Raw genomic sequence first — 17364 nt, forward strand, 5'->3', positions numbered from 1 at the left:
TCTTATCGCTCCAGCAACAAGGACTGAATTGCGGCGCGGCGGGCCGTGTTTTCAAGCCCAAGAGCGCGTAGTGTCGCCAAGGCATCCGTCAGGGCACGCGCATTGCCCTGAGTTCCCCTGTGAAGCAAAGAAAGAACATGAAGCATCGCTTCGCCCAGTCGATCCTGCTTTACCATTGCAACAAGATCTGAGCGGGGCATGGCCGTGTCGAAGGCATCATAGATCGCGGCCGCAGTCACATCATTCGGGCGGTTCCGGGGCACGCCGCCCAAGGCAATTCTCGCAGGCAGGCTGTCCGCCTCTACGCGGGCGGCTGCGCTCTCATATCCGGCCGAGAGCAGTTGAACGTCCAGTGCAATCTGACCTGCGCGGCCTTCAAGAGAAAGCGGCGAAATCGCATCGGCAAAGAGAGAGGCAAACGGCACTTCCAATCCCGCGCCAGCCATTGCGGTCCAAACCGCAGGCAGCGTTTTCGTGACGGCGTCGGTACTGCCAGTTCCCAGAGCGGTTTCAAAGCGCTGCAATGCGGCGACGCGGTCCCAAACGCCCCCCGACGCAGCCGGCTTGCGATCTGTGTACAGTCCCAAAAGCCGATTGTCGGGCAGGGCACCTGCGCGGGTCAACCGTTCGGCAGCCTCGATCTGAGCTTTCCACCCTGAGAGATCCCGCAAGTCTGCCACCGCATAGGCGCGGGGCAGGTTGCCGGTTGGGATCGGCTCTCCGATGGTTTCAAACAACCTGAAACTAAGCGGATCCATTTCGCGCGGTGCGGTCAGCGCGGCCTCCGCCTCAAACGCCTCAGGATCAAGGAACCGCGCGATCAGGGCCAGCTTTGCAGGTGGCATGAGGCCCAGCGCCTGTGCCGAACCAAAGGTCAGCGCCGCGTCATCCCATTTGCGCGCGCGTGCATCACAAAAGATGCGACTACCATAATCTGTCGTCAGATGGGGCGCAGCGGTCAGCACCGCACAGGCGCGGTCCTCGGTTCCGGTCAGCAGACTGATCTGCATCCACAAATCGAAATGCGCGGACGATGTGGTGACACCTGCTTGTTCAATCAGCGACTGGGCAGGGTCCAGAGCCCCCAGCGCCACAAGCTTTTCTACCCGCGCCAGTGACAGCGCTTCCCCGGCGGATGCCTTGCCACCTGGTGCTGCCTCCTCGGCCAGCAAAATTGTATAAAGCAGCGATTGCGCTGCAGGCAGCGTGGGGTCTGGCAAAGCGGTGATGAGGCGGGTCAGGGTCGCCAGTTCACTGCCTGCCCAAATGCCTGTCGGCAAGCCAGTGATGCGTGTCGGTACGAGGCCAATCTCTCTCGGGCTGCCCTCTTCAAGATTTTGCACGCTGACATCGGGTGCAAGCGCGGTTTTGGCAACGGGCGGCTCATTCGGTCTTGATGCCACTGGTGGCTGCGACAGCGCCGTATTTGACTGCGTTCCTAACCAGTCGATCACGGAAAGCGGTGCCTGCGTTTGCGCGAAAGCGGGTGGGCACAAGCAGGTAACGGCAAGCGCTGCAATCATTCTACGAGTCCAGCTTCTCGCGGCTCTGGACGCCATTCAGTCGGTCCCCAGTGTCACGGGTACGCGAGTCTCCACCTGATCGGGGGCAAATTCCGCCCCGAAAAACGGGCCGATATAGGCATAAGCCACAAGCGCGATTGATCCCACAACAATGAGGAATATCAGCAGCTTGAAAAGTCTACCCATGAGTTCTGCCTGTTTTTTTGCGCGCTCTATGTGCAATCTATATATGGCCTTTTGAGTAAGATCACGTCATTCAGACAAAAATGAGGGAATTTGAGCAAACCATGGCCGATGACCAGACGTCAGTTCTGCCGTATCGTCTGAAAAAGACGGTGGTTATGGTGGGCATGATGGGCGCGGGCAAAACCGCCGTAGGTCGGGCCGTGGCCGCAAAGCTGGGCGTGCCGTTTCTGGACAGCGATGCCGAGATCGAAGCGGCTGCGAACCTCAGTGTACCGGAAATTTTTGAGCGCGACGGCGAAGCTTTCTTTCGCAAGCGTGAAAGCGAAGTGATCGCACGGCTACTGACCACGACACATGGCATTCTGTCGACCGGAGGCGGTGCTTTTCTGGCTGAAGCAAACCGCAAGCTCATCTCTGAAAAGGGCGTATCTATCTGGCTGAATGCGGATCTGGATTTGCTGTGGAGCAGGGTCAAGCACAAGGATACGCGGCCGTTGTTGCGTACAGCGGATCCAAAGGCGACGCTCACTGCGATATACAATGACCGTGTGCCGCTTTACCGGCAGGCCGATCTCTCGGTTGCGTGTGATCCGGGTCTGACAATTGACGCCATGGCCGATCGCGTGATCGACACTCTTGTCACCCGTGATGATGTGCTGGAGCGCAGTGATGATTGAAAAAGTACATGTCGATCTGCCCGGACGGGCCTATGACGTATTGATTGGGCCTGATTTGCTCGCAACGGCAGGCGCGCACATCGCGCCGCTTCTCTCGCGCCCCCGGGTCAGTGTGATAACGGATGAGACTGTCGGTGGTTTGCATCTGGACGCCTTGCGCGCGGGGTTGGATGGCGCTGGCATTTCCATGACATCGCTAAGCCTGCCACCGGGTGAAGCCACCAAGAGTTGGGCGCAGGTAGAGCATTGCGTAGACTGGCTGCTGGATCAGCAGGTAGAGCGTCGCGATGTCGTGGTCGCTTTTGGCGGTGGCGTGATCGGTGATCTGGTGGGCTTTGCCGCCGCGATCCTGCGGCGTGGCGTCCGCTTTGTGCAGATACCGACATCACTGCTGGCGCAGGTAGACAGCTCTGTCGGGGGAAAGACCGGGATCAATGCACGGCAGGGCAAAAACCTGATCGGTGCATTTCATCAGCCATCGCTGGTGCTGGCCGATACGGCGGTGCTGGGCACGCTGACGGCACGTGATTTTCTTGCCGGGTACGGAGAGGTCGTCAAATACGGGCTGCTCGGCGATGCCGCATTCTTTGAATGGCTTGAGGCACAGGGTCCCGCATTGGCGGCAGGTGATATGGACGCACGAATTGCTGCCGTGCGCCGTTCGGTCCAGATGAAAGCCGAGATCGTGATGCGTGATGAGACAGAGCAGGGCGACCGGGTCTTGCTGAACCTTGGGCACACATTCTGTCACGCGCTCGAGACGGCGACAGGGTACACCGACCGTTTGCTTCACGGCGAAGGCGTGGCCATCGGTTGCGCGCTGGCATTCGAATTGTCTGCACGACTGGGCCTTTGTGCGCAGGAAGAGCCGAGCCGCGTGCGCGCGCATTTGCGTGCGATGGGGATGAAAACTGATCTGGCAGATATTGAAGGTGATCTGCCATCAGCTGAAGCGTTGCTGGACCTGATGGGGCAGGACAAGAAGGTGGTGGATGGGCAATTGCGCTTTATTCTGGCCCGTGGGATCGGGCAGGCGTTCGTCACCTCGGATGTGCCTCGGAACACGGTGCTGGGCATTTTGCAGGATGCGCTCCGGGACCGTTAGACACCGGTGAAACCTGCATGCAACAGGGGCCATGCAGAGGCTTCTTGGATAGACAAATGGCCCTTATGGGCGGCGCATCACAAACGCGAACTTGTCCTTCGAAGAGAACCCCAGCGCCTCGTAAAAACCCATCGCTCCACGTCCCTGACCGGTCATTAGCATGATCTTGTAGGCATTGGCCTGCCACGCCGCGTCAATCGCGGCTTCCATGACCAAACGCCCATATCCACGCCTTTGAAAACTGCGCCGGGTGACCACGTTTTCGATCAGACCATATGGCCGCGCATCCCAGACTACGTTCGGTAATAAATGGAGCGTCACCATCGCGGCAAGTTGGTCTTTGACGAAGGCTCCGAAAATCTGGGTTCCGGTGTGATGCAAAACGACGGAAAAGGCCGCCGGATCATTCGCCGGCGGCCCTACTGTCAATTCGTTGTAAAGGACAAGCGCTTCGGCTGCATCTGCCTCTGCCAGAAGGCGCAGATCAGCCGGGCACGCCATTAGAACGGAATTTCGTCATCCAGATCGCGAGAGGAACCGCCGCCGCCACCAGAGGGGCCACTGTCATGGCCGCCACCGCCGGATCCGCTGTCATAGCCACCGCCGCCATAGTCGCCGCCTGATGAGCCGCCGCCGTAGTTTCCACCACCGCCGCCACCGCCATCGCGTCCGTCAAGCATGGTCAGTGTGCCGCCATAGTTGCGCAAGACGACCTCTGTTGAATACCGATCCTGACCGGACTGATCCTGCCATTTGCGGGTCTCCAGCTGCCCCTCAATATAGACCTTGGAGCCTTTGCGCAGATATTGTTCTGCAATCCGCACCAACCCTTCGTTAAAGATTGCCACGGTGTGCCATTCGGTCTTTTCCCGACGTTCGCCCGTATTACGGTCTTTCCATGTCTCAGAGGTCGCGATGCGCAGGTTACACACCTTACCGCCGTTCTGAAACGATCTTACTTCCGGGTCCCGACCCAGATTACCGATCAAAATCACTTTGTTCACTGAGCCAGCCATGTATCCCCCGTCTAATCCTCAGCAGCGCGGCATCGAATCCGCGCGCGTTCTCGTCTTCAGTGTTATATCTGGCCAATCTTGGGGTCGCCATGGTTAACAAAGCCTTTCCCGTGGATTGTCGCCAGTTCAACAACAATCAAAGACTGGCAGAATGGCGAAACTCTGTTATAAATCGCGCAAAGAAACGGGCGAGGGCGTCACAAAGATGCTGAGATCGGGTGTTCTGGCAGGCCTTGCGGCCATCGGGCTGGCAAGTGTCACAGGTAGTTTCGCGTCGGCAGATGTTCTTTCAACAAAGAACCGTAAGGCGATCTTCGCATCTCAGGCCAAACTTCTCGATACACGCGCCTCCAAGCAATATTCCTCTTCTGTACGTCTCAAGCCGCCCAGTGTTGTAACGCCGACAAAATGGCAAACGCCAAAGTACCGCGGCAAATACAAAGGGCAATTCCTTGGTATGGCCAAGCAAGCCGCAACACGCCACGGCGTGCCGGTCGACTTGTTCCTGCGTCTGGTTCAACAAGAAAGCAACTGGAACCCTGCCGCGGTGTCCCACGCCGGGGCCGTTGGCCTGGCACAGCTGATGCCGGACACTGCGCGGCTGTTGCGGGTGGATCCTACAGATCCCCAGCAGAACCTTGAGGGCGGGGCACGTTATCTAAAACAGCAGTATCGGACGTTTGGTACGTGGAAGCTTGCATTGGCCGCGTATAACGCGGGTCCGGGCGCGGTTAAGAAACACGGCGGCATCCCGCCCTATAAAGAGACGCGCAATTACGTGCGGATCATCGGCGGTCAGTAAGTAATTGAAATTTATGTGGACTGCTTGCTTGTAGCTGGCCAATCGCCTGAATTCCTGCTTTCCGATGCCCGATCCGTGTAAAGAGACAGCCAGTCCCCATGTTCACCAGACAGTCAGATGGCGACCGCTGATCTGCCGTCAGGTGACAATCATTGCCGTGATGGACGACAGCAATATCGCCGAAGGCTAAGATGCTGTGCACCGTCACTCGATGACTTTTTCTAACCAATGGTCGATGGGTTGATGAGGAAGGTCGCCCAGCGTATCCGTAGCGTCAACGAAGCGTAGGCGCCGATCAGCAACTGATCGGATACCGTTTCCAAGAGAAAAGGCGCGGCCCTAGGGGATCGCGCCTTTTATTAGCGCGTTTATTCTGCGGCCACGCCCACTTCGATCACGGGCTCCATCTCGGCAAACTTCTCGTCCGAGAGGTGGCATTTGACCTGATGACCGTCCGCCATGGTACGCATTGGCGGCACTTCTTTCTCGCACAGCCCGCCCGGCACCTCTGACTTCCACCGACACCGGGTCTGGAATGGGCAGCCCGGTGGCGGGTTCATCGCAGAGGGAATATCGCCTTCCAGAACAATATGCTTTTTCTTTACGGAGGTATCCGCGATGGGCACGGCAGACAGCAGTGCCTCGGTGTAGGGGTGATAGGGCGGGGAAAAGACCTGATCGGTATCGCCCAGTTCCACCACATGGCCCAGATACATCACCATCACCCGGTCGCTGAGATAACGCACGATTGACAGGTCGTGGGAGATGAACAGCAGCGTCGTCTTCTGCTCGCGCTGAATCTCCATCAGCAGGTCGGTGACCGCTGCCTGAACCGACACATCCAAAGCCGACACAGGCTCATCCGCAACCACGATCCGCGCATCACCGGCAAACGCCCGCGCAATGCCCACGCGCTGCTTTTGTCCGCCCGACAACTGTCGTGGCATGCGGTTGGCGAATTCTCTGGGAAGTTTGACCAGATCAAGCAGTTCCAACATCCGCTTTTTCCGCTCGGCCTCGTTCTTGCCGATCTTGAAGATTTCGAGGGCCCGGATGATCTGCCGCCCTACCGTCATCGACGGGTTCAGCGTGTCAAAGGGGTTTTGGAAGACCATCTGCACATCTGCCACGTTCTTGGTTGTGCGCTCCTCGATCGGGACGTCGCCAATATTTTGATTATCCAGCAGAATATGCCCTTCGGTCGCCGTCTCCAGCCCCATAAGCACCTTGGCGAAAGTTGATTTGCCGCAACCGGATTCGCCTACGATGGCCAGCGTCTCGGATTCCCGCGCCTCGAAGGTCAGTTCTTCGTTTGCCTTGACGACCTTCGTATCGCCGCCGCCAAACATCGCGTTGGCCGCCACCTGATAGTATTTCTTGAGCTTGTCGATCTTGAGGACCACATCGCCGATCTCGCCCTTGGTTTTGACCTCGGCCAGCTCCAGCGGCGCGTTCCAGTCGATCTCCTGAAACCGCAAACAGCGCGTGTGGTGGCGGTCATTGCCAGCGACCGGCGACATGACGATATCGGTCAGATCGCAACGCCCAGCCTGAAAGTAGTCACAGCGTGGGCCGAAATTGCAGCCCGGCGGACGCTCGTGGGGCAGGGGGAAGTTGCCCGGAATGGCGATCAGCGGGCGCGCGTTCTTGTCCGCGCCCGGCAGCGGGATCGAGCGGAACAGCGCCTGCGTGTAGGGGTGCTGCATCTCGTCGAAGACATCCTCGATAGAGCCCCGCTCCACCGCCTCGCCGGAATACATCACGCAGATGCGGTCGCAGGTCTCAAGCACCAGACCAAGGTTGTGGCTGATGAACAGCATCGAGGTGCCGTATTTCTTGCCCAGATCCTTGACCAGTTCAACGACCGCTGCCTCGACAGTCACATCAAGCGCGGTGGTTGGCTCATCAAGGATCAGCAGCGAAGGTTCGGACATCAGCGCCATGGCGATGACGATGCGCTGCTGCTGACCGCCCGAGAGCTGGTGGGGATAAGCGTTCAGGATGCGCTTGGGGTCCGGCAGTTTCACGTCCGTGACCACCTGCAATGCCCTGTCATAAGCTTCCTTCTCGCTCATGCCAGCGTGGATCATCGGTACTTCCATCAACTGTCTGCCGATCTTCATCGCAGGGTTCAGCGAGGCCATGGGTTCCTGATAGATCATGGCGATTTCCGAGCCGCGAATGTCCCGCAATTCCTCGTCCGACATTTCGCTCAGGTCGCGGCCCTTGAACTTAATCGACCCGCCAACGATGCGGCCGTTCTTGCCCAGATCCTGCATCACGCCCAGCGCCACGGTAGATTTTCCGCAGCCAGATTCGCCCACAAGGCCCACGGCCTCTCCGGGTTTGACCGAAACGGAGAAATCCATCACCGCCGGGATCTCCCTCAACCGCGTAAAGAAAGAGATCGAGAGCTTGTCGATCTCAAGAATGGGACCATCGTAATCCTGTTTCGCCATGTTTTTTCTCCTCCTGGAGCGGCCTTAAGATACGCACCACGTCGGCGTTCTTATTGGCCAAAATTGTCTTCGGGGGTCCGGGGGGCAGAGCCCCCCGAACGGCACTCCGTTAGTCGCGAAGAGATTCCTCTCTGAGACCATCCGCCAGCAGGTTCAGGCCCAGTACAAGGCTCAGCAAGGCAAGCGCCGGTGCAATCGCCGCATGGGGGTAGAGAGACAGCAAGCGCCGTCCTGCGTTGATCGTGCTGCCCCAGTCAGGGCTTTCCGATTCCAGACCCAAGCCGAAGAAGCCCAAGGTGCCCAAAAGAATGGTCGTATATCCGATCCGCAGGCAGAAATCGACGATCAGCGGCCCACGTGCGTTGGGCAGGATTTCCCACAGCATGATGTACCATGGCCCTTCACCACGGGTCTGGGCTGCCGCCACATAATCGCGCGTCTTGATATCCAGCGCGAGGCCCCGAACGATACGAAAGACGGTGGGCGAGTTCACAAAGACCACCGAAACGAACACGACCAATATACCGCTGTCGATGTCGAAACCATCAAGGAACGTTGGAAGGCCGGGGATGGTGTAGTTCTCCGCTGCAACGATCGCCCCGTTTGAGCTGATGAGCGACAGGTAGAGCCATCCCAAAACGCCGAGCACCACAATCAACAGCGGTGTCCGCAGGCTGGGCTGCGTATAGTAACGCGAGTTCAGCAGGATCGCCACGAAGATGATCGGAAAGATAAACAGGAACACGGCCATGTAGTTGGGAATGCCCGTCAGGACGATCTCTGGTGTCACCAGCAGGTAGAACAGCAAGATCACCGGGAAGGCGAGGATGAGGTTTGCCAGAAAGCTCAGGATCGTATCCAGACGACCGCTGTAATAGCCCGCCGGCAGGCCCAGCGTGATCCCGACCATGAAGGCAAAGAGCGTTGCCATCGGCGCGATCTGCACCACCACCCAAGATCCCTTGATCAGGCGGCTGAACACATCCCGCGCGAGGTTGTCACCACCCAGCAGAAACCACTGGTAATCGCCTTCCTCGGCCCCGCGCAACGGCGTGCCGGGCAGCTTGTTCTTCATACCCGATACCTGGCTCAGGCTGTCGTGAGTGATGATCCAGTCAAAGACACCGCCAAAGACACCGGTAAATACCCAGAACATCACAATGGCGAACCCGATCATGCCCACGGTGCTGTCAAACAGCTTTCCGTAGAGACCCAGCTTGCGTTTGTAGGTGATCGACACGACGAAGGTGATAATGAGCGCGACCCAGACGGGCAGAAACTGCCGCGCCATGCCGCCAAAGATGCCCGCTCCGGTGCCGATGAAGATACCAGCGATGAGGTAGACAAGGATCAGCGCAATCAGGGCATAAAACAGATAGCCGGTGATCATATTGATAAACCCGACTGCCCCCTTGTCTGCCGCCAATGTGCCGTCGGCACTGACCGCCCGCGCGCCCGAAGACGGGACGAGCGAGGCCAGGATGGAAAGAACGACCGAGAGCGCCAGCAGGCCCAGCACGATCAGGAAGATGAAGTTGAGCCCTGAAAGGGAGCCCGTCCATGTTAAAGGTTCCATGTCAGCGCCCCCTCAAGAAATTCGAATGCGTGGATTGAGGTAGACATAGCCGATATCCGAGATCAGCTGGGTCACCAAAACCACCACAACAGAGACAACAGAGACCGCCAGCAGCAGTTCGATGTCGTTGTTCGACGCCGCCTGCACCAGAAGCCATCCAAAACCCTTGTAGTTAAAGAGCGTCTCAACAATCACCACGCCGTTCAGCAGCCACGGAATTTGCAGCATGATGACGGTAAAGGGCGCAATCAGCGCATTGCGCAACGCGTGCTTCAGAACAATGTCAGAGAATTTCACTCCCTTCAGGCGGGCCGTGCGGATGTACTGCGCGGTCATCACCTCGGCCATGGAGGCCCGCGTCATCCGGGCGATATAGCCCATACCGTAAAGCGAGATCGTCAGCACCGGCAGAAAGAAGTTCCAGAAAGTCGCATCCGCCATCGCCGATGTGGCGGAGCCCAGAAACAGCGTCTTGCCGTCGATCCAGCCCCATTCGGCCAAAAGTGGCGAAAGGCCGAACTTTGATGAGGCCAGAACCGCAATAAAGATAACCCCTGACACGTATTCTGGCGTCGCTGTCGTCGCGATCGAGAACGTCGATAGGGACCGATCGAGTTTCGAACCTTCTCGCATTCCGGCCAGTACGCCCACGATAAGTGCCGATGGCACCATCAGCAAAAGAACGCAGAGCATCAGCTTGCCAGTTAACGCCAGACGCGTGGCGACCGTACTGCCGACTTCATCCTTGAAAACCGTGGAAAAACCCCAATCGCCTTGAATGATCCCGCAGCGGGTGGGGCGGTCTGCCTCTGGCGTGCCCTCTTCGAAACAGCGGCCAAAGGTTTTGCCGTCTTCTTTTTCCGTGACCCAGCCGGGCATCACACCCAGCCATTGCCCGAACTTGACCGGCATCGGTTGCAGATATCCCCGGTCGCCCAGAAATGATGCCACGGCTTCGTCCGACATGCGGAAGTTGCCTTGGGTCTTGGCGAGTTTCTCAAGGTTCGGATAGAGATTGGTCAGCCAGAACACGATGAACGTCAGGCAGAGTGCCGTCAGTAACATCACGCCCAGCCGACGTAAGATGAATATTCCCATGTAGCGCCCCTGTTGGTGGCTAAGCGGGTTTTCCCCGCCGGTTCTTATTAGGCCATAGGCCCGCGTGCGTACCGAAATGTCACAAGTGGCATCCCGACAGGATCAAAGGTTGTTTTTGCAGTGTCCCCCTTCGGCAGTTTGCCCTGACGTCGTTTTGACGTTCTTGGTTTAGCAATCCGCGATCCCCTACGCCTATCAGGCACAACTCTCCCCTGCAGGTCAATGTCTGCTACCGCCCGATGACACGCTTTTTGCGACATATGTATCCGCCAAAAACGACATGTGGCAGGTCTGTGCAAAAGCGGCCAGCGGTTTAGCGCCCCCGCAACTTGCTGGGGGGCATACCTGTATGATGTTGAATAAAGCGGGTAAAATACGCGGCAGACCCAAATCCAAGAAATGCTGCAATCTGTTGGGCAGGTTCTTTTGTTTCCATCAATAGCCGCCGCGCCTCGTGTAGCACGCGTTCGGTCAACAAGTCCGATGCTGTCTTGCCTGTGGCGGCCTTAACAGCGCGCGTCAGGTGGGTCGGGGTCACGTCAAGGCTCGTCGCGTAATCCGCCATCGTGTCTCCGGAGCGGAAGCGCTGTGCAAGCAGATCGCAGAACCGTTTGCTAAGGCGTCCGGCAGCGTTGCGTTTTTCGGGAACATGTTCTTCCTGCATGATCTGGCGCCGCAGCCAAACCGACATCAATGCCGCATGTGCCTCAAGCGCATCGCCGCGCAAAGGTCGCTTGCCCTGTTCTTCGCGGCCAGCGGCTTCAATCAGATTTGTCAGTTCGGACTGGGTTTGTGCGTCGCGAATCCGCAGGTGCCGCGGGATTTCAGGCACGCGCAGCGGCGAAGCGACGGGCAGAACAACGGCTTGCCCGATGCTTTGCCGCCCCAAGTCCAGCGCAAAAACCGTCCCTGCAGGAACAAAGAGTGCATTGTGCGCCCCAGTGCCACGCCGCATTCCGTCCAGCAGAACGCGCCCCTGACCGCGGGTAATCCACACCAGCAAATGATAGGGACGGTCATGAACAAGCTGAAGCCGCCAGTCCTGACCCTGAGCAAGCTGGGCAAGGCTATGAACACGGATGTCGTCGGGGGTCGATTTCATCCTTGATCGTATATTCGCAAAATTCAGAAATTGAAATCAGGTATTTACCCTCAAAAAGTGGAGAATTGGAAACTCAGCCGAGTGCGATCGGGCGCCAATCCGCCATTTTGCTGCGCATCCAAGTGCGCTGTCGCTTGGCAAATCGCCGTGTCGCGATGACTGCTGCCGCTTTGGCCGCCTCCAAAGTGATTTCCCCGCGTACATGCGCCATCAGTTCAGGCACTCCGATTGCGCGGTGCGCGGGCAGGGTGGGGTCATAGACGTCTTGCTGCGCGTCTACCTCTTCCAAGGCGCCTTCGCGGATCATGATGTCAAAACGCGTTTCGATACGTTCATTCAGCCAGTCCTTGTTCACGTCGAAGACAATCGGGTAACAGTTGGGCAGGGCCAGCAGCGGAGGGCCGGTTTCATTCTGCCAGGCAGCCAGCCCACGCCCAGTGGCGGCCAACACTTCCCAGGCCCGCTGCACACGCGCACGGTTCTGAATGTCGATCCGATTGCGGGTTGAGCTATCAAGCGTAGCCAACAAAGCGTCGAGGGGCATCTGATCGCCCTCTGTGCGCACCTCTGGCGGCGTCGCGGGGATCTCGGCCAAGCCCTGCGTGAGCGCTGTGAAATACAGCCCCGTACCTCCCACGATGATCAATCGGTCCCCAGAGCCAAGCAGCTCTGTCACCTCGCGCAGCCAGTGTCCGGTCGAATAAGGCATCGTAGCGGCAACATGACCGTAAAGGGCGTGCAGGGTCTGCGCCTCTTCCTGTGGCGAAGGGCGGGCGGTGATCACACGCCAGCAGTCATAGACCTGCGATGCATCCGCGTTCACGATGACACCGCCCTGCCGTGCAGCAATTTCCAGCGCCAATGCGGACTTTCCTGACGCCGTCGGCCCCGCGATCAGCACATGCTGGCCCGCTGGCACCGCCCTGATCGCATCAGAGAAAATCGACGACATCTGCATTTCTTTTCCGACCCGTGTTGCGGCGCATTGAACCTTGCCGTCATTTGCGACATTTTGCGCGAAATTGTAATCCCCAGTGCCCGGAAGGTTCCCATATGCCCCAAGATGCCCCGAAAGTGACCTTCAAACGCGTGATGCTCAAGATTTCCGGAGAAGCGCTGATGGGAGATCAGGGCTTTGGCCTGCATCCGCCGACGGTTGAGCGTATCGCGCGCGAAGTACAATCGGTCCACGAACTTGGCGTTGAGATTTGTATGGTGATCGGTGGCGGCAACATCTTTCGTGGGCTGCAAGGCTCCGCGCAGGGTATGGAGCGGACGACGGCAGACTACATGGGCATGTTGGCGACAGTGATGAATGCGCTTGCGATGCAGTCGGCGCTTGAAGGTCTGGGCATCCACACCCGCGTCATTTCCGCCATTACGATGAACGAAGTTGCCGAACCCTATATCCGCCGCCGTGCCGTGCGGCACCTTGAGAAAAAGCGCGTCTGCATTTTTGCCGCAGGTACCGGGAACCCTTACTTCACCACGGACACAGCCGCGACCCTGCGCGCCAACGAGATGTCCTGCGAGGCGATCTTCAAGGGCACCAAAGTGGACGGAGTCTATGACAAGGACCCGGCGAAACACTCAGATGCAAAGCGTTACGATACGGTAAGCTATGACGATGTTCTGGCCAAGCGACTGGGCGTGATGGATGCCTCCGCCATTGCCCTGGCGCGGGACAATAATCTTCCGATCATCGTGTTCTCGCTTGATGAACCGGGTGGTTTCCGTGGTATTCTTGCCGGGCATGGCACATACACTCGGGTTCAGGGCTAACTCTGGCTACCGCCTTATATGCGCACTCAAAATCCCTGAGCGTCTACTGCGAAAAGTCTGGCTGAACGCCGCAGCCCGGCTCATTATTCGGCCGTTTTTTGGCCGATTCTGAACCCTACTTTTAGGCGAATTCTCGCAATGGGTGTATTCTACATGTGCTTTCTGCAAAACATTCTTACCTTTGGGGGAAATTATGGAACGTCAACTACGCGCCATATTGGCGCAGAATCAAATGCTCGCAACCCGGCTTTCAGCGCTGGAAAACCTCGTGGTAACTGCACGGATTCCGCCGGACTGGGTGACTGACCCTGCACCGGATGGTGGCGGGTTTGGTGGTGGTATCACCGCGGTGGTGGCATCTGGGGCGGTGGAATTGATCCGATCGCTGATCCCGCACCTGAAGAACTGGGCAAACTGGGAAAGATACAGATTGAATCGCGGCTGGCCGATATTGGTCACATGCGGGCCAAACTGGACTCCCTCGAAAAACTTCTCAAGCACGAGATGAAACGCTTCTGAGCGCATCGTTCAGATAAGGAGACGTGCGGGGGTGATCCGGGCGTCTCCATCCGATTGCAGTTTTCATTGAAAGGGCGGCGTGATGTTGATCAAGAAGGCCGAAGCGCCTCTTCAGACGCTTTTTGTTGGATTTCAGGATCAGGACAACCTTGGCTTGCGGTACTTGATGGCAACGGCGGGAGCTGCCGGACATCATACCGATATTGAGACCTTCAGCGATGATCCAGCTGTGCTTATCCGCAAGGTGATGGCGGACAAGCCCGATTTCATAGGGTTCTCTCTCATTTTTCAGTTCATGACTGCCAAGTTCGCGGTCGTCATTGACGCGCTTAGGCAGGCTGGTGTCACTGCACATGTCGCACTTGGGGGGCACTACCCAAGCTTCGATCCCAAGGAGGTCCTCAGCGTCGTCAATGGTGCCGACAGCGTCATCCGGTTTGAAGGCGAGGCAACTCTGCTTGACTTGTTGGCGCATCTCGGTCGCGGCACAGCATGGCAAGAGACAGAGGGTCTTATGGCACGCCTTGACGACGGGGCCATCAGGGAAAACAGACTGCGCAAGCAGATCATGCGGCTGGATGACATTCCATGGCCGGATCGCGGTGATATCGCCTATGAACGATCTGAACGGCCAACAGCAGCTATCCTTGGGTCGCGTGGGTGTCCATGGAATTGTGACTTCTGTTCGATCCGCCCGTTCTACGAAGCACAGGACGGTGCATTGCGCCGGTTGCGCAGTCCGGGTGATGTCGTCGCGGAGATGCGCCATCTGTACCATGATCGGGGCGTGGCGCTGTTTCTGTTTCAGGACGATGATTTTCTGGCGACCGGCGCGCGGGCAAGGAATTGGGCGGGCGATGTGGCTGACCTGATCGCAGACAGCGATATCGGCGGCAAGGTAGCATGGAAGATGTCCTGCCGGTCAGATGAGTTGCGGCCCGATATCATCAGGCGCTTGATTACTTTGAGCGGACGCCGTTGCAGGATGTAACCGTGCATTCCGGTTTTCTGGCCGCACTCACCCGGCGCGAGTTGACCGAACAGGGGCTTATCACTGATCAGCTGGACCGTTTCTGGGGGGATGCGGAACGGCAGGCCCGCCGCCGGGCTGTGCATGACCGCAACTTGCGGGTGGCTTTGGCAAAAGCTGGACATTCGCCGACAATGATTGGGAGACCCGCGGCATCGGCGTGCGCTAAAGTCTGCAATAGTGCTCTGGCGGGCGCGCGATAAAGGTTACTGGTCTTTTAATCATTTGATGTTTTATACCTGTGCGAAAGCCGAACAATGGCGATACCACAGGAAGATAACCAATGCCTGATGACTTTATGCTCGACACCGACGATCTGGAGCGGCGCATGAAAGGCGCGATTGCGTCTTTGCGGACTGAATTCTCGTCTTTACGCACCGGTCGCGCCTCTGCCTCCATGCTTGAGCCGGTGATGGTGGATGCCTACGGCGCGATGACCCCGATCAATCAGGTTGGCACCGTAAACGTGCCAGAGTCGCGCATGGTCACCATCAACGTCTGGGACAAGGGGCTGGTCGGCAAGGTCGAGAAAGCGATCCGGGAAAGCGGACTGGGGATCAACCCGCAGCTTAACGGTACCATCATCATGCTGCCCATTCCCGAACTCAACGAGGAACGCCGCCGCGATCTGACCAAGGTCGCAGGCCAATATGCCGAGAACGCGCGCGTCTCGATCCGGAATGTGCGCCGCGACGGGATGGACCAGATCAAGAAGGGCAAAGCCGACGGCATGTCCGAGGATGACCAGAAGATCTGGGAAGATGAAGTGCAGGAAATGACCAACAAGTACATTTCCATGGTCGATGACCAACTTGAGACGAAACAGGCCGAGATCATGCAGGTCTGAATGACCTTGTTGCTAGGCCCTTCAACGAAGGGCTTTGGTCATTGTCTGGGCGGAGGCCCGGATCGACACACAGGAAACCCCGCCGATGCCGCAAACAGCCACACAGCCTGAGATTTCCGCTGACCTTGTCGAAGGCGGGCCGCGTCACGTGGCCATCATCATGGACGGAAATGGCCGGTGGGCGACACAACGGGGACGTCCACGTCTGTTTGGGCACCATGCGGGTGCCAAACGGGTGCGCGAGATCGTCGAGGCCTGTCCGGATTTCGGGGTTGAGTACCTGACGATCTTTGCCTTTTCGACCGAGAACTGGAAGCGGACCCAAGTCGAAGTGGCCGGGCTGATGAGCCTATTTCGCCGTTATATCAACAAGGAAACCCGGCATCTGCGGGACCGGGGTGTCAGGGTGCGATTCATCGGGGATCGGGTGCGGCTTGATGACAAGCTGATCAACCTCATGAACGAGCTGGAAGATGCCACGGCGCATAACACCAAGTTCAATCTGACCATTGCCATCAATTATGGTGGCCGGGATGAGGTGGCGCGCGCCACACATCGTCTGGCACAAGACGTGGCAAGCGGTCGGCTGGATCCTGACAGCGTGGATGAAGAAACGCTGCCAAAATATTTGGATACATACGTTTTACCCGATCCTGACCTTGTGATCCGGACCAGTGGTGAAGCGCGCATCTCGAACTTCCTGCTGTGGCAGTCGGCGTATTCCGAATATGAATTCATCGATACGCTCTGGCCCGATTTCACCCGTGCCGAGTTTGGTGATCTCTGCGCCTCCTATGGCGGGCGCGACCGGCGCTTTGGTGCGGTCAAGGCGTGAGGCAAAAGACATGAGCAAATCCGCAGAGCAGTGGTCTGATCTGAACGCCCGTATGGGCGCGGGGGCTGCGATGGTGGTGATCGGACTGGTGGGCATCTGGTTGGGTGGTCACATCTTTCATCTGCTGGTCGCCCTGATCTGCGGTTTGATGGTGTGGGAACTGGTTGGTATGTTGCGCCCCGGCGTACGTCACTCGCAGCTGCAACTGGGCGTCCTGACCGGCGTTGCGGTTTTCCTCGCGATATATCTTCCGGTGGGCTTTGCCTTGCCGATCTTGCTGGCGCCCGCGCTGACTGGGTTTGGCCAGCTTGAACAGAACCGTACGATCTACATGAGCTTTACAGTCCTGATCCTGCTGGCGGGCTACGGCATGATGCAGGTCCGCGATGATCTGGGTTTCGGATGGCTGTTGTGGCTGGTTCTGGTTGTCGTGGTGACGGACGTGGTTGGTTACTTTGCCGGTCGGATGATCGGTGGACCAAAGTTCTGGCCTGCCGTTTCGCCCAAGAAAACATGGGCAGGGACGGCTTCTGGATGGGTTGGCGCGGCACTTGTCGGGCTTTTGTTTTCCATCAGCTCGGGTGTGGGTCTGCAATTGATCGGCATTTCCATCGCCGTATCCATGGCCTCGCAAATGGGGGACATCGCGGAATCCGGCATGAAGCGAAAGATGGGGGTCAAGGACAGCTCGAACCTCATTCCGGGTCACGGTGGTCTGATGGACCGGTTCGACGGGATGCTGGGGGCGGCGCTGTTCCTTCTGGTCATTGGCCAGTTCATCGGTTTTCCACCGGGTCTTGGCTGAAC

Annotated in this window: 19 protein-coding genes; 10 read left to right on the top strand and 9 right to left on the bottom strand. The window is 58.0% G+C overall.

Annotation, left to right across the window (positions count from 1 at the left end; all coding sequences use genetic code 11):
- Positions 1-2: 2 nt before the first annotated feature.
- Both GV827_RS07100 and GV827_RS23350 read right to left on the bottom strand, forming a co-directional pair.
- A complete protein-coding gene (locus tag GV827_RS07100) occupies positions 3-1523 on the bottom strand; it encodes a hypothetical protein (protein ID WP_164353094.1) in 1521 nt (506 codons plus the stop codon).
- A 36-nt stretch (positions 1524-1559) separates the two neighbouring features.
- Positions 1560-1709 carry a hypothetical protein gene (locus GV827_RS23350; RefSeq protein ID WP_204325762.1) on the bottom strand — a complete coding sequence of 50 codons (150 nt, stop codon included), beginning with the start codon at positions 1707-1709 and terminating at the stop codon, positions 1560-1562.
- Positions 1710-1789: 80 nt separating this feature from the next.
- Here GV827_RS23350 and GV827_RS07105 point away from each other — a divergent pair, with 80 nt between their 5' ends.
- The gene (locus GV827_RS07105) at positions 1790-2386 is read left to right on the top strand and encodes a shikimate kinase (protein WP_164353095.1); all 597 of its coding nucleotides are present in this window, start codon (positions 1790-1792) and stop codon (positions 2384-2386) included.
- The gene (gene aroB, locus GV827_RS07110; protein WP_164353096.1) at positions 2379-3491 is read left to right on the top strand and encodes a 3-dehydroquinate synthase; all 1113 of its coding nucleotides are present in this window, start codon (positions 2379-2381) and stop codon (positions 3489-3491) included. The genes GV827_RS07105 and aroB overlap by 8 nt, the downstream gene beginning before the upstream one ends.
- Positions 3492-3554: 63 nt before the next feature.
- Here the strand turns inward: aroB and GV827_RS07115 are convergent, their stop codons facing one another.
- Both GV827_RS07115 and GV827_RS07120 read right to left on the bottom strand, forming a co-directional pair.
- Positions 3555-3992 carry a GNAT family N-acetyltransferase gene (locus GV827_RS07115; RefSeq protein ID WP_164353097.1) on the bottom strand — a complete coding sequence of 146 codons (438 nt, stop codon included), beginning with the start codon at positions 3990-3992 and terminating at the stop codon, positions 3555-3557.
- Entirely contained in the window at positions 3992-4507 is a 516-nt protein-coding gene (locus tag GV827_RS07120; RefSeq protein WP_164353098.1) for a single-stranded DNA-binding protein, read from the bottom strand. Before GV827_RS07120 ends, GV827_RS07115 begins: the two co-directional genes overlap by 1 nt.
- Before the next feature lie 205 nt (positions 4508-4712).
- On the opposite strand from GV827_RS07120, the gene GV827_RS07125 reads away from it, so the two are divergent.
- Both GV827_RS07125 and GV827_RS23850 read left to right on the top strand, forming a co-directional pair.
- Entirely contained in the window at positions 4713-5309 is a 597-nt protein-coding gene (locus GV827_RS07125) for a lytic transglycosylase domain-containing protein (protein ID WP_164353218.1), read from the top strand.
- A 64-nt stretch (positions 5310-5373) separates the two neighbouring features.
- Entirely contained in the window at positions 5374-5499 is a 126-nt protein-coding gene (locus tag GV827_RS23850; protein WP_268895723.1) for a hypothetical protein, read from the top strand.
- A gap of 178 nt (positions 5500-5677) precedes the next feature.
- Here the strand turns inward: GV827_RS23850 and GV827_RS07130 are convergent, their stop codons facing one another.
- The 5 genes from GV827_RS07130 to miaA all read right to left on the bottom strand — a co-directional run bounded on the left by GV827_RS07130 (position 5678) and on the right by miaA (position 12502).
- Positions 5678-7768, bottom strand: coding sequence for a dipeptide ABC transporter ATP-binding protein (locus GV827_RS07130; protein WP_164353099.1), 2091 nt, complete (start codon positions 7766-7768; stop codon positions 5678-5680).
- Positions 7769-7877: 109 nt separating this feature from the next.
- On the bottom strand, positions 7878-9344 hold the full coding sequence (locus GV827_RS07135) for an ABC transporter permease (protein ID WP_204325763.1): 1467 nt from the start codon (positions 9342-9344) through the stop codon (positions 7878-7880).
- A gap of 12 nt (positions 9345-9356) precedes the next feature.
- Entirely contained in the window at positions 9357-10442 is a 1086-nt protein-coding gene (locus tag GV827_RS07140) for an ABC transporter permease (protein ID WP_164353100.1), read from the bottom strand.
- A 313-nt stretch (positions 10443-10755) separates the two neighbouring features.
- Positions 10756-11544: a helix-turn-helix domain-containing protein gene (locus tag GV827_RS07145; protein ID WP_164353101.1), complete on the bottom strand. Its 789-nt coding sequence runs from the start codon at positions 11542-11544 to the stop codon at positions 10756-10758.
- 73 nt (positions 11545-11617) lie between these two features.
- Complete coding sequence (miaA, locus tag GV827_RS07150) at positions 11618-12502, bottom strand: tRNA (adenosine(37)-N6)-dimethylallyltransferase MiaA (RefSeq protein WP_164353102.1); 885 nt, start codon at positions 12500-12502, stop codon at positions 11618-11620.
- 95 nt (positions 12503-12597) lie between these two features.
- Between miaA and pyrH the strand changes: the two genes are divergently transcribed.
- The 6 genes from pyrH to GV827_RS07180 all read left to right on the top strand — a co-directional run bounded on the left by pyrH (position 12598) and on the right by GV827_RS07180 (position 17362).
- Positions 12598-13326 (top strand): UMP kinase, encoded by a 729-nt coding sequence (gene pyrH / locus GV827_RS07155; protein WP_164353103.1) that lies wholly within the window; start codon positions 12598-12600, stop codon positions 13324-13326.
- A gap of 193 nt (positions 13327-13519) precedes the next feature.
- Positions 13520-13834, top strand: a complete 315-nt coding sequence (locus tag GV827_RS07160; RefSeq protein ID WP_164353104.1) for a hypothetical protein — start codon at positions 13520-13522, stop codon at positions 13832-13834.
- Between the two features lie 93 nt (positions 13835-13927).
- The gene (locus GV827_RS07165) at positions 13928-14836 is read left to right on the top strand and encodes a B12-binding domain-containing radical SAM protein (protein WP_164353105.1); all 909 of its coding nucleotides are present in this window, start codon (positions 13928-13930) and stop codon (positions 14834-14836) included.
- Positions 14837-15158: 322 nt separating this feature from the next.
- Entirely contained in the window at positions 15159-15722 is a 564-nt protein-coding gene (frr, locus tag GV827_RS07170) for a ribosome recycling factor (protein WP_164353106.1), read from the top strand.
- A gap of 85 nt (positions 15723-15807) precedes the next feature.
- Positions 15808-16557: a polyprenyl diphosphate synthase gene (gene uppS / locus GV827_RS07175; RefSeq protein ID WP_164353220.1), complete on the top strand. Its 750-nt coding sequence runs from the start codon at positions 15808-15810 to the stop codon at positions 16555-16557.
- Between the two features lie 10 nt (positions 16558-16567).
- A complete protein-coding gene (locus GV827_RS07180) occupies positions 16568-17362 on the top strand; it encodes a phosphatidate cytidylyltransferase (RefSeq protein WP_164353107.1) in 795 nt (264 codons plus the stop codon).
- The last annotated feature ends 2 nt before the right edge of the window (positions 17363-17364 follow it).

The organism is Sulfitobacter sediminilitoris (assembly GCF_010667575.1).
Classification (GTDB): domain Bacteria; phylum Pseudomonadota; class Alphaproteobacteria; order Rhodobacterales; family Rhodobacteraceae; genus Sulfitobacter; species Sulfitobacter sediminilitoris.